The organism is Paenibacillus sp. J31R122, from assembly GCF_056269185.1.
Genome location: NZ_JBWDNM010000001.1, coordinates 694258 through 709375 on the forward strand (window position 1 = coordinate 694258; position 15118 = coordinate 709375).

General features: G+C 44.1%; 16 protein-coding genes. 15 read left to right on the forward strand and 1 reads right to left on the reverse strand.

Features of this window, described 5'->3' with window-relative positions:
- Positions 1–156 precede the first annotated feature (156 nt).
- From spoIIGA to AC0YN7_RS02740, 12 genes are all read left to right on the forward strand, one after another.
- Positions 157–1074, forward strand: a complete 918-nt coding sequence (gene spoIIGA, locus AC0YN7_RS02685; RefSeq protein ID WP_475808392.1) for a sigma-E processing peptidase SpoIIGA — start codon at positions 157–159, stop codon at positions 1072–1074.
- 37 nt (positions 1075–1111) lie between these two features.
- Positions 1112–1834: an RNA polymerase sporulation sigma factor SigE gene (gene sigE / locus AC0YN7_RS02690; RefSeq protein ID WP_475808393.1), complete on the forward strand. Its 723-nt coding sequence runs from the start codon at positions 1112–1114 to the stop codon at positions 1832–1834.
- Positions 1835–1938: 104 nt separating this feature from the next.
- Positions 1939–2721: an RNA polymerase sporulation sigma factor SigG gene (gene sigG, locus AC0YN7_RS02695; RefSeq protein ID WP_475808394.1), complete on the forward strand. Its 783-nt coding sequence runs from the start codon at positions 1939–1941 to the stop codon at positions 2719–2721.
- Positions 2722–2904: 183 nt separating this feature from the next.
- Positions 2905–3186 (forward strand): YlmC/YmxH family sporulation protein, encoded by a 282-nt coding sequence (locus AC0YN7_RS02700; protein WP_475808395.1) that lies wholly within the window; start codon positions 2905–2907, stop codon positions 3184–3186.
- A gap of 91 nt (positions 3187–3277) precedes the next feature.
- Positions 3278–4129, forward strand: a complete 852-nt coding sequence (gene pgeF / locus AC0YN7_RS02705; RefSeq protein WP_475808396.1) for a peptidoglycan editing factor PgeF — start codon at positions 3278–3280, stop codon at positions 4127–4129.
- A gap of 3 nt (positions 4130–4132) precedes the next feature.
- Positions 4133–4852, forward strand: a complete 720-nt coding sequence (locus tag AC0YN7_RS02710; protein WP_475808397.1) for a YggS family pyridoxal phosphate-dependent enzyme — start codon at positions 4133–4135, stop codon at positions 4850–4852.
- 3 nt (positions 4853–4855) lie between these two features.
- Positions 4856–5311, forward strand: coding sequence for a cell division protein SepF (locus AC0YN7_RS02715; protein ID WP_475808398.1), 456 nt, complete (start codon positions 4856–4858; stop codon positions 5309–5311).
- A 34-nt stretch (positions 5312–5345) separates the two neighbouring features.
- Positions 5346–5597, forward strand: coding sequence for a YggT family protein (locus tag AC0YN7_RS02720; RefSeq protein ID WP_475808489.1), 252 nt, complete (start codon positions 5346–5348; stop codon positions 5595–5597).
- Positions 5598–5611: 14 nt separating this feature from the next.
- Positions 5612–6394: a YlmH family RNA-binding protein gene (locus AC0YN7_RS02725; RefSeq protein WP_475808399.1), complete on the forward strand. Its 783-nt coding sequence runs from the start codon at positions 5612–5614 to the stop codon at positions 6392–6394.
- A gap of 98 nt (positions 6395–6492) precedes the next feature.
- Entirely contained in the window at positions 6493–6993 is a 501-nt protein-coding gene (locus AC0YN7_RS02730; protein WP_475808400.1) for a DivIVA domain-containing protein, read from the forward strand.
- 487 nt (positions 6994–7480) lie between these two features.
- Positions 7481–10573, forward strand: a complete 3093-nt coding sequence (gene ileS / locus AC0YN7_RS02735) for an isoleucine--tRNA ligase (protein WP_475808401.1) — start codon at positions 7481–7483, stop codon at positions 10571–10573.
- A 142-nt stretch (positions 10574–10715) separates the two neighbouring features.
- Entirely contained in the window at positions 10716–11054 is a 339-nt protein-coding gene (locus tag AC0YN7_RS02740; protein ID WP_475808402.1) for a DUF5665 domain-containing protein, read from the forward strand.
- Positions 11055–11057: 3 nt separating this feature from the next.
- Here the strand turns inward: AC0YN7_RS02740 and AC0YN7_RS02745 are convergent, their stop codons facing one another.
- Positions 11058–11786, reverse strand: a complete 729-nt coding sequence (locus AC0YN7_RS02745; RefSeq protein ID WP_475808403.1) for a TraR/DksA C4-type zinc finger protein — start codon at positions 11784–11786, stop codon at positions 11058–11060.
- A gap of 238 nt (positions 11787–12024) precedes the next feature.
- Here AC0YN7_RS02745 and lspA point away from each other — a divergent pair, with 238 nt between their 5' ends.
- From lspA to AC0YN7_RS02760, 3 genes are all read left to right on the forward strand, one after another.
- Entirely contained in the window at positions 12025–12546 is a 522-nt protein-coding gene (gene lspA / locus AC0YN7_RS02750; protein ID WP_475808404.1) for a signal peptidase II, read from the forward strand.
- The gene (locus AC0YN7_RS02755; RefSeq protein ID WP_475808405.1) at positions 12527–13465 is read left to right on the forward strand and encodes an RluA family pseudouridine synthase; all 939 of its coding nucleotides are present in this window, start codon (positions 12527–12529) and stop codon (positions 13463–13465) included. Before lspA ends, AC0YN7_RS02755 begins: the two co-directional genes overlap by 20 nt.
- A gap of 118 nt (positions 13466–13583) precedes the next feature.
- Positions 13584–14819, forward strand: a complete 1236-nt coding sequence (locus AC0YN7_RS02760; RefSeq protein ID WP_475808406.1) for an LL-diaminopimelate aminotransferase — start codon at positions 13584–13586, stop codon at positions 14817–14819.
- Positions 14820–15118 lie beyond the last annotated feature (299 nt).

Consider the following 15118-nt stretch of genomic DNA (forward strand, 5'->3'; position numbering starts at 1 on the left):
ATGGCGGATTTTATATGGTTACTCGACAAAAAAAGATGTGTCATGACGTCATGAATAGACAGACTTTGAAATAGGATTTGAATATACTAGTCTCAATCGTTCTCTCGGGTGCCAGCCGCAAACCCGTTTACCTACAGTGGCAGGAAGGTGACCGAAGTGGCTGTATATGTAGATGTCATGTTTTTGCAAGAGCTGCTCGTTGATGGTGCTGTTCTATTAACTACAGCGTGGGCTCGTCATCTGAAGCCGCGACCTTGGCGGGTGCTGCTCGCTTCTACAGTAGGTGCTTGTTATGTCGTTTTGATGTTGTTTCCACAATTGACTTTTATGTTTACGTTAGTTGTGAAAATTGCCATGTCGTTGTTAATGATTTGGATTGCGTTCGGATATACGACGATTCAGCATTTTCTTCGAAATGTGGCTTCATTTTATGCGGTTAATTTTGTTGCGGCCGGTGCTATTCTAGGCATTTATTATTTGCTTATGAATGGATCTGATGAAGTTTGGAGAACGATGAACTTCGTAAACGGCAGTATGAATGTGCAGCTGAAGATGAGTTTATTTTATTTGATTGCTGCGTTTTGTATCGGATTATATATATACCGTGCCGTTTTAACGCAAAAAAGAGAACGGGAGCTGGTGCATACTCATTTAGCAGATGTAAAAGTGACAATTGGCGATCGCATACAAACATGTGTTGGTCTGATCGATACCGGAAATCAGCTCTACGATCCTCTGACGCGTATCCCGGTTATGGTAATGGAGGCTGCCCTCTGGCAGGATGAATTGCCTGAGTCATGGTTAAACAGCATACGAGATGCACAAGTAGATCGACTTGTAGCAGGGTTGGATAGTGAATCCTTTGTTTGGCAAGACAGGCTGCGTCTCGTACCGTATAGAGGCGTTAACCGCGGCACACAATTTATGCTGGCGCTTAAGCCGGATGTAGTTGAGATTACCCGAGAAGGCCAAATGTTTGAGACGCGGAAGGTTCTAATTGGACTTGATGGCGGCAAGCTTACGTCCGATGGAGCATATCGAGCGATTATCCATCCGTCAATGGTACAACAGTAAAGAATGTATGCTCATAATTTGAGGAGGGATGGGTCTGATGCTCGTCAAGTATAAATTGATCCTGCAGTTATATTATTACCGGGTTTTATTTTTATTCGGACTAAAAAGTGAAGAGATTTATTATATAGGCGGCAGTGAGGCGCTTCCGCCTCCATTGACCCGTGAGGAAGAGGAATATTTGCTGGAAAAGCTGCCTACAGGCGACACAGCTATCCGTGCAATGCTGATAGAACGGAATTTGAGACTTGTTGTATACATCGCTCGCAAATTCGAAAACACAGGTATTCATATTGAAGATCTTGTATCGATAGGCGCGATTGGTCTTATCAAGGCAGTTAATACGTTCGACCCAGAAAAAAAGATAAAGCTTGCGACCTATGCTTCTCGCTGTATTGAGAATGAAATATTGATGTATTTACGTCGGAATAGCAAAACGCGGACAGAGGTATCTTTCGACGAGCCCCTCAACATCGATTGGGATGGCAATGAGCTGCTGCTTTCTGACGTGCTTGGAACGGAAAATGATACGATTTATCGCAATATTGAAGAGCAAGTAGACAGAAAGCTGCTGCATAAAGCACTCGATAAATTGTCAGAGCGCGAGCGAATTATTATGGAGCTTCGTTTTGGTCTCGCCGATGGAGAAGAGAAAACTCAGAAGGATGTTGCAGACCTGTTAGGTATATCGCAATCCTATATTTCTCGCCTAGAAAAGCGAATCATTAAGCGGCTCCGCAAGGAATTTAACAAAATGGTTTAGTATCCATTTGCTTATTGTTGTTGTCGAATGATGTCGCATTAGGAATAAAAAGAATGCCCAGGGAGATAATGTACAATAATGTTTCTCCTTGGGAGGTAATCACGTTGACCCGAAATAAAGTCGAGATCTGTGGAGTGGATACCGCTAAACTGCCAGTCCTTACTAATGTCGAAATGAGGGAATTGTTCACGGCTTTGCAAACACGCAACGAGTGGACAGCAAGAGAGAAATTAGTAAACGGCAACTTGCGTTTAGTACTTAGCGTTATACAACGGTTTAACAATAGGGGAGAGTTTGTAGACGACTTATTCCAAGTTGGCTGCATCGGACTTATGAAGGCGATAGATAATTTCGACCTTAGTCAAAATGTCAAATTTTCCACCTATGCCGTACCGATGATTATTGGAGAAATACGCCGTTACTTGCGAGACAACAACCCGATACGCGTATCACGCAGCTTGAGGGACATCGCTTATAAGGCGCTTCAAGTAAGAGACAGCTTAACGAACAGAAACTCGCGCGAACCGACGATTTTTGAAATATCGGAAGCATTGAACGTACCGAAAGAAGATGTTGTGTTTGCACTTGATGCCATTCAAGATCCCGTCTCGTTGTTTGAACCGATTTATCATGATGGCGGAGACCCGATTTATGTGATGGATCAAATTAGTGACGAGCGTAATAAAGATGCATCGTGGATTGAAGAAATCGCATTAAGAGAAGCGATGCACAAGTTGAACAGTCGGGAAAAAATGATACTGTCCATGCGATTTTTCGAAGGGAAGACGCAGATGGAGGTTGCTGATGAAATCGGCATTTCCCAGGCTCAAGTATCACGGCTGGAAAAATCAGCCATTCAGCAAATGCAAAAGCATGTAAAAACGTAAACTAGACGGTGCCGAGAGGCACCGTTTTTTATATTTCAATGAAAAAATTAGGCTGTCGCTATCATCAAATTGAGTTTTATCCCCATGATTTTTTGGCGGAGTAGGACATTTTGGGCAAATGGCTCATATAGTTATATAAGGCATTAACGGACGAATATCACAATGGAAAAGTGGTGAAACAAAATGAAAATATCTGATTTTCAAACGAAGGATGTTATAAATATAGTGGATGGTAAAAAGCTGGGACAAATAACCGATTTAGAGCTAGATTTACGGCAAGGTAGGATCGATTCCATCGTTGTGCCACAGTTTACAAAGTTTATGGGTATCTTTGGCGGGGGAGGCACGGAGGTTGTTATTCCTTGGAGAAACATTGTGAAGATAGGTGCTGACGTTGTTCTTGTTCGCATGGATGACAATAAGGCGCTGAGGTCGGAGGAGGATGATTTGCACGTTCGGACGTAACACGGTAAAATTAACCTATATTGCTAAACAACCTAAGTGAATGCTTACGAAGTAGGTTTGTTACACAAACCTTTAGAGAGGTGAAAGTCAGATGGAATCATTTCAACCCTTGCAAATAGCGAAGAAACCTTCGCTTTTTTTGTTGTCTGATTGGCAAAAAAGATACGGACGGTTAACGGCTGGTTTTACAGGCAGGGACGGTGGTGTTAGCGGGGCTCCTTGGGCTTCTTTTAATATGGGCTTGCATGTAGGTGATCAAGACGAAGATATCCTGACCAATCGTCAAATGCTGACGGATGCGCTTGAATGGCCTTTTGAATCGTGGACATGCGCGGAGCAGGTACATGGAAATAAAGTTTATGAAGTGACAGAGAAGGATCGTGGAAGGGGGAGAGCCTCGCTGAGTGATGTCATCGCTGACTGCGATGCGATAATGACAAATGTGCCAGGGGTGTTTTTAACTTCCTTCTATGCGGACTGTGTACCTCTATATTTCTATGATCCCGAGAATGAAGCGGTAGCTTTGGCGCATGCTGGCTGGAGAGGGACGGTACAGCAAATAGCAGCGGAGACCATTCAAGCTATGTCGAAAGCGTACGGTTCAAAACCGGAATCACTAGTTGCGGCTATAGGACCATCAATAGGCAGCTGCTGTTATGAAGTTGATGGCATGGTTATTTCACAGGTTACTGAACTGCTTGAGGGCTTGAACCTGAGTGACGATACGATTTCTACCATGCTGGAAATGAATGTGAGTGGTAAAGCAAATATAAACTTGAAAGAAATAAACCGACAGATTATGATAAAAGCAGGAATTTTGCCGATCTATATCGAAATAACAAAGTGGTGCACTGGCTGCAGACGGGATTTATTTTTTTCCCATCGCAAAGAAGATGGCTTAACCGGCAGAATGGCCAGCTGGATCGGCATTCGGGAGAGGTGAAGCATGAGTAATACAATAGACAATAGAATAAAGCTGGTTGAAGAACGTATAAGGCAAGCATGCGACCGTTCTGGACGGAGCAGAGAAGATGTTCAGATTATAGCGGTTACTAAATATGTATCGTTAGAAACGACCGTGAGCGCTTTAGAGCATGGCTTAATTCATCTAGGCGAGAACCGATGGCAGGATGCGCAGACCAAATGGGAAGCAATTAGCGGACCCGCTGCGGAATTAAAAGTTGGACAACCTATTTGGCATTTTATTGGATCCTTACAAACGAATAAGGTAAAGGACGTCATCGGGAAGTTTTCATACATGCATTCTCTGGACAGGCTGTCGCTTGCCCAGGCGATTAACAAGTATGCAGCGCAGCTTGGCATTATTGTTCCTTGCTTTATCCAAGTTAACGTATCAGGCGAAGATTCAAAGCACGGCATTGAGCCGGAGCAGCTACTTTCGTTCACAGAACAAATGCAGCAGTTCACTTCTCTTAAGGTTATTGGTTTGATGACAATGGCTCCATACGTAGCTGAACCTGAACAGACTAGATCTGTTTTTAGAGCGCTTCGCGAGCTGAGAGACGGGCTACAGCAGCATTCACCGCAGATGAAAGACATTACACAATTATCAATGGGGATGTCAAATGATTTCGAGGTGGCGATTGAAGAAGGGGCGACTTGGATTCGTTTGGGTACCATACTAGTAGGAAAAGAGGAGGAATAACCAATGAGCGTTATGAACCGATTTATGAATTTTCTTGGCTTGCAAGAGGAAGAAGAAGTGATCGAGCGTGAGAGTATAACTCAAACTCAATCGGAGGAGCAAGAACCTGAAACCTCTCCCTTCGAGGCACGTAAAAATACAAAGAGCAATAACGTTGTCAGCATTCATTCCCAGAAAAATGTTCGGGTTGTACTTAGTGAGCCGCGTTCGTATGATGAAGCGCAGGAAATTGCCGATCATTTGCGTTCACGCCGCGCTGTTATAGTGAATCTTCAACGTGTTAGAACCGATCTGGCTGGTCGGATTGTTGATTTCCTGAGTGGTACAGTGTACGCTTTAAACGGCAGCATTTCTAAGCTAGGTCCCCATATTTTTCTATGCACGCCGGATTCAGTAGAAATTCAAGGTACCATAACGGATATGCTGGCAGAGGATAACGACTACAATAGGATGAGGTGACCTTGATTTGTTCAATAGTGTCTATGATTTAATTATGACTTTGCAAAGTATATACAGCTTTATGATCATTGGTTATGTGCTGATGTCATGGCTGCCTAATGCAAGAGAAAGTTTCATCGGTGTATTTCTTGGGAAGCTCGTAGAACCATATCTGGGTGTTTTCCGTAGATTTATTCCTCCGATTGGCGGGATGCTTGATCTATCCCCAATCATAGCGATTTTCGCTCTGCGTTTCATCGCAGCTGGCTTAGTTGCTGTTATTAGCTTTTTTCTTAATTTATTTTAAGGACATGACGAACTATGAAAACAGTTATATATGATCATTTCCACCCAGACGAGAAGTCTTTCGTCGATCGGGCATTGGAATGGGTGGAACGGTCCGCACAACAGCACGAGCTGAAGCGGACCGATTTTTTAGACCCGAGACAAGCTCAAATATTGGTAATGCAGGCAAACCGTAATCCAGATGTAAGCTTACGTTTAGATGGTGGTTATGAACAGGCTGAACGGAAGAGAGCAATAATCGGACCCGATTATCGTAATATGGATGACGAGGCTGTCGGAATCTCCGTACTTGAGGTCAGCGGACCCAGTCAAGCTGAATGGGAGCTGGATCATGGTGATTTTCTAGGTGCTCTGCTTGGGCTGGGCATTAAACGAGATCGTATCGGTGATATTCATGTGCATGAGCATTTTTGTCATATCATCATTATGGATGAAATAGCCGATTACTTGAATATACATCTGAGACAGGTTCACCGGATTAACGTGCTAACGGATATCATTCCTCTGGCTGAGTTGAAGACAGTAATACCTAAGCTTGAGGAAATGAGTTTGTCTGTTGCTTCTATGAGACTTGATGGAATCGCGAGCGATGTTTATCGCGTGAGTCGATCCAAAATTGTCGATCCGATTCGATCTGGCAGGTGCAGAGTCAATTGGAAGTCAGAAGAGGATCCATCTAAGCAGCTGAGGCAAGGAGATGTCATTTCGTTCAAGGGCCTAGGCAGATTTAAGGTGCTTGAGGTGGATGGTGTGACAAAAAAGGGCAGAATCCGAGTCAAGGTTGGTAAATTTATTTAAATCCTTGAAGGATTTGCGAGCTGCTTGTCGAATTTGTCTTCTACAATAATAGTATAATCCGGTTGTCCGTGTTACAAATAAGTTGAGGAGGTGCGCCAATGCCTTTATCGCCATTGGACATACATAACAAAGAGTTTGGACGCAGATTACGTGGCTACGATGAGGATGAAGTGAATGAGTTTCTAGATCAAGTCATCAAAGACTATGAGTCGCTCATTCGTGAAAATAAAGAGATGCAAAATCAAGTGCTAATGCTGCAAGAAAGACTGAATCATTTTACTAATATTGAGGATTCACTAAGCAAAACGATTATTGTTGCGCAAGAAGCAGCCGATGAAGTAAGAAGCAACGCGAAGAAAGAAGCTCAGCTAATCATCAAGGAATCTGAGAAAAATGCTGATCGGATCATTAACGATTCACTTTCAAAGTCTCGCAAGGTATCACTTGAAGTCGAAGAACTGAAGAAGCAAGCTTCTGTATACCGTGCTCGCTTCCGTACTCTTGTTGAAGCACAGCTTGAGCTGCTAGCCGTTGACGGCTGGGATACGCTGGAGCCGCAGCAATCCAGACAATCGGAGCATGAGCTCCTAAGAGGCTAGTGTTTAACAATTGGGCTCAAGTATATTTGACAATTAGTCGGTAATTAAGCTATAACTAATAGTAATAAATTGATGTAGTAAACTTCGTTGATGAGAACAAGTACGTTCTAAGTGCACTCCAAAGAGAGCCGGCGGTTGCTGAAAGTCCGGTGTGTGAACTATTGCGGAATATCCTCTCTGAGAAGCGGTGCCTAACCTGAAGCTATAACCGAAATAAGCTAGCGAATCCAAACTGGATCTCCTAGTGGTATTTTTTTTCGAGTGTAGAAGCAGTAATAAGTGCTGACGGCTGTCCCCCGTTACAGGGAACACGAACGATACGTTCGTGACTAAGGTGCCGCATGATGCGCAGTCAATAGGACTGTTTGTATCATCAGCTCGTTCTTAACGAGCAGAAAGTGCGGAACAAGGGTGGTAACGCGACTAAGCCTCGTCCCTTCTCATAGGGATGAGGCTTTATTTTTGTCTAAATTAGGAGGCTGGAAAGATGCAACGCGTTGATGTGAAGGAACCTGCACGCAGCCGGGAGCTGCGTGTGCTAAACCAGTGGAAGCAAGATGATACGTTCAAACAATCCATTTTAAATCGTGAAGGAAAACCAAACTTTGTATTTTATGAGGGACCTCCAACGGCTAATGGCGCGCCGCATATTGGGCATGTACTAGGGCGGGTTATTAAGGACTTTATCGGCAGATACAAAACAATGTCTGGCTACCGGGTTGTCCGTAAAGCCGGCTGGGATACGCATGGTCTTCCTGTTGAGCTCGGAGTTGAGAAGCAGCTTGGTATTTCTGGTAAACAAGAAATTGAGAAATATGGTGTAGAAGCCTTCATTAAGAAATGCAAAGAGAGTGTGTTTGTCTATGAAAAGCAATGGCGTGAGCTTACAGAAGCAATTGCTTATTGGACTGACCTAGATGATCCTTACATTACGTTAAAAAATGAATACATCGAAACGGTTTGGCATATTTTATCGACGATTCATAGCAAAGGCTTGCTATACAAAGGCCACCGTGTAAGCCCTTATTGCCCTTGCTGCCAAACGACGCTGAGCTCTCATGAAGTAGCGCAAGGCTACGAGGATGTTAAGGATTTGAGCGCTACAGTAAAATTCAAGCTTACAGAAACAGGTGAGTTCGTTCTGGCTTGGACTACAACTCCTTGGACTTTGCCTGCAAATGCTGCACTAGCTGTAAATCCAGAGCTGGATTATATACGTGCTTCAAAAAATGGCGAAGTGTACATCGTAGCTCAAAACTTGGCGGACAGTGTGCTGAAGGATGAGTATGAGACACTTTCCGTATTCAAAGGCTCTGAGCTAGTTGGCCTAAGCTATGAGCCGCCGTTTAATTACGTGCCAATCGAGAATGGCCATACGGTTATTGCAGGGGAATTTGTTAGCGATACGAGTGGTACAGGTATCGTTCACATTGCTCCAGCACACGGGGAAGACGATTATAAAGTCGCTCGTCAAAATGGTGTCAGCATGCTTACAGTCGTCAATAACGCGGGTCGGTACGTTGATGATGTGACTGATCTTGCCGGACGTTTCGTGAAGGATTGTGACGTTGATATCGTGAAGATGCTGAGCGAGAAAGGCTTGCTCTTCTCCAAAGAACGCTACGAGCATAGCTATCCGTTCTGCTGGCGCTGTAAGTCACCGCTGCTCTATTACGCGACGGAGAGCTGGTTCATTCAAACGACGGCTGTTAAAGATCAACTGATCGCTAACAATAATAGCGTGGATTGGTATCCTGGACATATCCGCGAGGGCAGATTCGGTAAATTCCTTGAGGATCTCGTTGATTGGAATATTAGCCGCAACCGCTACTGGGGAACGCCGCTAAATGTTTGGGTTTGCGATACAACGGGTAAAGAATATGCACCAAGCAGTATTGCTGACTTGCGCGAGCGGGCAATTGGTGATGTGCCAGCCGATATTGAGCTTCATAAGCCTTATGTGGATGATATTAAATTGAAATCACCATTCTGTGAAAATGGAACAATGACGCGTACGCCTGAAGTAATCGACGTATGGTTCGACAGCGGCTCGATGCCTTTTGCGCAGCATCATCATCCATTTGAGAACGGAGAAACCTTTGCTGAGCAATATCCTGCGGACATCATCTGCGAGGGCATTGACCAAACGCGCGGTTGGTTCTTCAGCTTATTAGCTGTCTCCACGTTGTACAATGGTAAAGCGCCATATAAAGCAGTTATTTCGACAGGCCATATTTTGGATGAGAACGGACAAAAAATGTCCAAGTCAAAAGGAAATGTCATTGATCCTTGGGAAATCATCAATGAGTACGGCACGGATGCTTTCCGTTGGGCATTGCTTGCTGACAGCGCGCCTTGGAACAGCAAACGATTCTCGCGCGGCATCGTAGGTGAAGCGAAATCGAAAGTAATCGACACGATCGTCAATACCCATGCTTTCTTTGCGCTTTACGCATCGATCGATGCGTACGATTATTCAGCGCATGGCGAGATAAAATCGGACAATAAGCTTGATCGATGGATCCTTTCCAGATTAAACAGCCTTATTAAGACGGTAACTAAAGGGCTTAATGAAAATGATTTTCTCAATCCGGCAAAATCAATTGAGACTTTCGTCGATGAGCTCAGCAACTGGTATATCCGTCGTTCACGTGATCGTTTCTGGGGTAGCGGACTTACAGAAGATAAGCTGGCCGCCTACCAAACCTTGCGCAGTGTGTTGATGACTTTATCGCGTCTAATAGCTCCTTATGCTCCACTGCTAGCTGATGATGTATTCAGCAATCTTGGCGGCGAGGGTAGCGTTCATCTGACGAACTATCCGCAAGCGGATGAAACAGCGATAGATGTAACACTTGAGCGTGACATGGAAAGCGCGAAGCAGATCGTAGAGCTTGCACGTAATGTACGTAACGAAACAGGTATTAAGACACGTCAGCCTTTGTCAGAGCTAATCGTTTCACTGGATCGTGATTTCGAAATTGCTGGATATGAGGATATCGTGAAGGATGAAATTAACGTCAAAGCGATAACGGTACAAACATCCGACAGCGGATTTGTAGATTTCACATTGAAGCTGAACTTGAAGGTAGCCGGTAAAAAATACGGTAAGCATGTTGGACCGATTCAGGCTATGCTGAAAGGCTTGTCTGCTGATGAGACTCGTGCAATTGTAAATGGCGGCAGTCTAGATTATGTTGGCGGTGATGGTGAACAACTAGCGATTGCTGTAGATGAGTTATTGGTTGAGAAGCAAGCGAAATCCGGCTTCGCATCAGCATCAGGTAATGGTGTTACTGTTGCTCTCAATACGGATATTACAGCGGAGCTGGAACAAGAGGGCTGGGTACGTGAAGTTATTCGTGCTGTTCAGGATACTCGTAAAAAGCTGGATCTACCGATTGAGAAGCGTATTAATCTTGTGCTCGATGTCGACAGTGAGCTGCAAACTGCGCTTGAAGTATTCGCTAATGTGCTACAAGAAAACGTGCTTGTACAAACGGTCTCCTTTGAAGCGGTTGAAGGAATGGAGAGAGTCGCGCTCGGTGAAAAAGAAATTGGGATTTTCATTCGCGGATAAGGTAATAGTATAAAGGGATAATAACAAGCGAAAAACGAGGCCGCTGTCCTACAGAGCTGCATCAAGCAATCAGACAGCAATGCTTGATGCCGACGCTGGAAAGACGGACCTCGTTTTATTGTTTACAAAGGGGATGACTCGTATGGAACAAAAAAATCCGGAAAAATCGAAGGATTCTGACGAGCTATATACTTCGTTAAGCAAGCTTGATACAAGGCTTCAGCATATCGCTTCCAAGATGGAGAAGACGCATATTGCAGCGTATGTTGATTTACTAAACAGACCATGGTCACTTATTTGGCGGAATTTGCTTTCCGGTACCGCAAGGGGTATCGGAATTGCGACTGGATTCACTTTTTTTGCAGCAACCATACTTTATGTCTTGCAAATATTAGGCGCGTTGAATTTACCGATAATAGGCGACTACATAGCAGATATTGTACGGATTGTTCAAATCCAGCTAGAAGGCAAGGCATATTAAAGGCTAGCTAAACTCAGAGTCGTCGAATTCAAGGCCGTGGTCACCCTCGCCTGATTCCATGTAACGATCATAGGCATGGTTGCGAATGACGGATACATGCCTTCCTGTAATATCAGTAGCGATAAAACTTTCCAGTGGTTCTACAAAGCCATCGTTCTCGTCTGCTTCGAGGCCGACATGTTCGTAGTCAGTGACATTTCGGTTTTCGGACATGGCAGGTGAACTTGCGTTGCCCCACTGTTCAACGATTTGCCAAGCGTCTTCACCATCAAAGCCATTATAGGAATCATGCTCATCCATACTTGTCCTGCCAAACGCGGGAGTGAGTAAGAGCTCTTCTATGGGACGATTGAACGCAAGCTGTTGCCGCGGTGCATGCTCAATGCAATAAATAGTATCGGGTACAGCGTCTAATCGTTCGTAAGGAATTGGTTCCTTGCATGTTAAACAAACACCATAGGTTCCTTTGTTTATTGCTTCAAGAGCAGCTTCAATTCGTACGAGATGCAAATCTTCTTGCTCGAGAAGGGCAATGTCCTTCTCTCGCTCGTAGAGCTCAGTAGCCAGATCTCCTGGGTGGTTGTCGATTGGAGAAAGCTCTCCGGTGTCATCACGCAATGAATGGCTTAGACCGTAATGCTCATTGTCCGCGAGACGTTGTTCAATTTCATGGCGCTCAGCTTGCAGTCTGCTGCGGAGCGAATTAATTTGTGCTTGAGTAGGGGTTGACATATGAAGCACCATCCTTTCCAGAAAACATAATTGCTTCATTAGCTTTTGCTGTTGTGCGTTTTTTCAGTATGGACATCGTTGGAAGAAAAACAGTGTGCGCTGGCTCTTGCTTATCCCAGTATGCTACAATAATTTGGGACTAAATTAATTGGTCTATGTTGTTGGCTTTACTTCGCAAAACCTAAGTTAATGCTTACGATGCTGGTTTTGCTACGCAAAACCTAAGGAGAGTGAAAAGATGCGGTTTTATTATTATTTAATTGCAGTACTTGTTTTGGTGCTTGATTTTATAACGAAGAAAATAATTGAAACGCAGTTAGTTCTGGGTGAGCAGATAAGCGTTATTGGTAATTTTTTTCTTATTACCTCGCATCGAAATAGCGGTGCAGCCTTCGGTATAATGCAGGGGCGGCGTTGGTTTTTCGTTATTATTACTTGTGTAATTGTAATTGGAATTATTTGGTACATTCAAGCTGTGCGTAAGTCAGCGAAGCCATGGCTATTAGTTGGACTAGGGCTTGTGCTTGGTGGTGCCGTTGGCAATTTCATCGATCGGGCTCTTTATGGTGAAGTTGTTGATTTTCTACAGTTTAATTTTGGCAGCTATCAGTTCCCGATATTTAACGTTGCTGATTCTGCTATCGTATGCGGTGTAATATTAATATTAATTGACACCTTGCTAGTGGCTAGGGATGAGAAGAAACAATTGCAAAACGGAGAGGACAAGGATCAAAACAATCATGAGCAGCAACCCGTATAATGAAGAGTCGTTAGAATGGATCGTCTTGCCGGAGCAATCTGGAGAACGATTAGATAAGTTTGTGACTGACTGCATCGATGATGTCGCGGTATCGCGAACGCAAGTTCAAGAGTGGATTAAGGCTGGGGCCGTTGAGGTTAACGGGAAAGTCGCAAAGGCAAATTATAAAGTTTCGGAAAATGATCAAGTTGCTTTGCAAATACCAGAGCCTCATGAAGCGGCTATTTTGCCCGAAGCTATTCCACTTGAAATCATCTATGAGGATTCTGATGTGATTGTGATTAACAAACCTCGCGGCATGGTTGTTCATCCCGCGCCGGGTCATTCATCAGGAACAGTCGTCAATGCGCTTATGCATCATTGCCGCGACTTGTCCGGAATTAATGGTGTTCTTCGCCCCGGTATTGTGCATCGTATAGATAAAGATACTACAGGCTTGCTAATGGTTGCCAAAAACGACCTGGCACATATATCGCTAGCGGAACAGTTAAAGGAGCATACCGTTACACGCAAGTATATTGCACTTGTACACGGCAATGTGCCGCATGATCAAGGAACAATTGACGCTCCTATCGGACGCGATTTAAATGATCGGAAGCTGTTTACTGTAACAGAACACAATAGTAGGCACGCGGTGACTCATTTTGTAGTGATGGAGCGTTTGGAGGATTATTCGATTGTAGAATTGCAGCTTGAAACTGGACGTACGCACCAAATTCGTGTCCATATGAAATACATTGGACATCCTCTTGCCGGTGATCCGGTATATGGCAGAAACAAAACGGTTGCCTTGAAAGGACAAGCTCTGCACGCAGCGGTAATTGGATTTACACATCCGCGGAGCGGGGAGAGATTGGAATTCGAAGTGCCAATACCTGCTGATTTTGAGCATGTATTAAATAGCTTGCGGTTACGGTAACATTAAACGTGCAAAAGTGCAAACTTTTCAGCAGATTATTCATTATTTCAGTCAGGGAAGTACGTTATTCTAAACAATAACAACGAAATTAATGAATTTTAAGGGCTGGTGACACGAAATGACATCGATTAATCAAAACTATTTAGAGCTGCAAGGCAGCTTTTTGTTCTCAGAAATTGCTAAGCGACGCACAAAATTTATTCAAGAAAATCCAAACGCTGAAATTATTAGCTTAGGAATCGGCGACGTAACACGCGGCTTGCCTGATACAGTGCTCCAAGCGATGCACAGTGCAGTAGATGAGCTTGCGGCACCAGAATCTTTTCGCGGATATGGACCAGAGCAGGGCTATGACTTTTTGATTCAAGCGATTATCGACAATGATTATAAATCACGCGGCATTCACATCGCATCCAATGAAGTATTCGTAAGTGATGGATCGAAATGCGATGTAGGCAACATTCAAGAGATTTTTAGCCAAAATAGTATTGTTGCTGTTCAAGATCCAGTTTACCCGGTTTATGTCGATACGAATGTAATGGCAGGACGCTCAGGGAAATATAATCAAGAAACCAAACGTTATGAGGATATTGCATATTTGGAATGTACAGCTGAAAATGATTTCAAGCCAAGCTTGCCAAACCGCAAGGTGGACATCATTTACTTGTGCTATCCTAACAATCCTACGGGAATGACGCTAACGAAGGATGAGCTCAAAGTATGGGTTGATTACGCGAAAGCAAACAACTGCATAATTTTGTATGATTCAGCTTATGAAGCGTTCATTCAAGAGGAAGATGTTCCGCACAGCATTTATGAAATCGAAGGCGCCCGCGAAGTAGCCATTGAATTCCGCAGCTTCTCCAAAACAGCTGGCTTTACCGGTGTTCGTTGTGCGTACACAGTTGTACCGCGTGAGCTTAAGGGTCTTGATGCTAGCGGTAATGAGGTATTGATTAACGATCTATGGAATCGCCGTCATACAACCAAGTTTAATGGTGTGTCGTATGTAACTCAACGCGGTGCAGCAGCTATATACTCCCCTGAAGGACAAGAGCAGATCAAATCGCTGGTTGAGTACTATATGACGAATGCAGCTATTATCCGTGATGGTCTTGCTTCAATTGGTCTTGAAGTATTCGGCGGCGTCAACGCACCTTACATTTGGCTTAAAACACCTAATGGCTTAGATTCGTGGGCATTTTTCGACAAGCTTCTATCTGAAGCGAACATCGTAGGAACACCTGGCGTGGGCTTCGGTCAAAGCGGTCAAGGCTATTTCCGACTATCAGCTTTCGGAAGCCGTGAGAATACGGAAAAAGCGGTTGATCGTATCCGTAAGCTCAGTCTATAATAACCAACGCTTACCTTGTATAGTTAATTAGAATAAATCAACACGTAGCAGAAGCGGAAATAATCGTTTTTACTTGACATCTTTTGTCGAACGTGGGATAATTCCTATGATATACAGCAGTACCTTTAACTCAGTCCCGAGAGGCTGGCAAGGTAGCGTGAATAACAAGTCAATATAGTGAGAAGAGTAGGACAGCCTATTACACTGCTTTCTGTGACGAGAGCAGTGAGGCATGCAACCTCTCTTTTCCTGACTAGTCACCGACTCCTTGCGAACGACGCAAGGAGTTTTTTTATGCC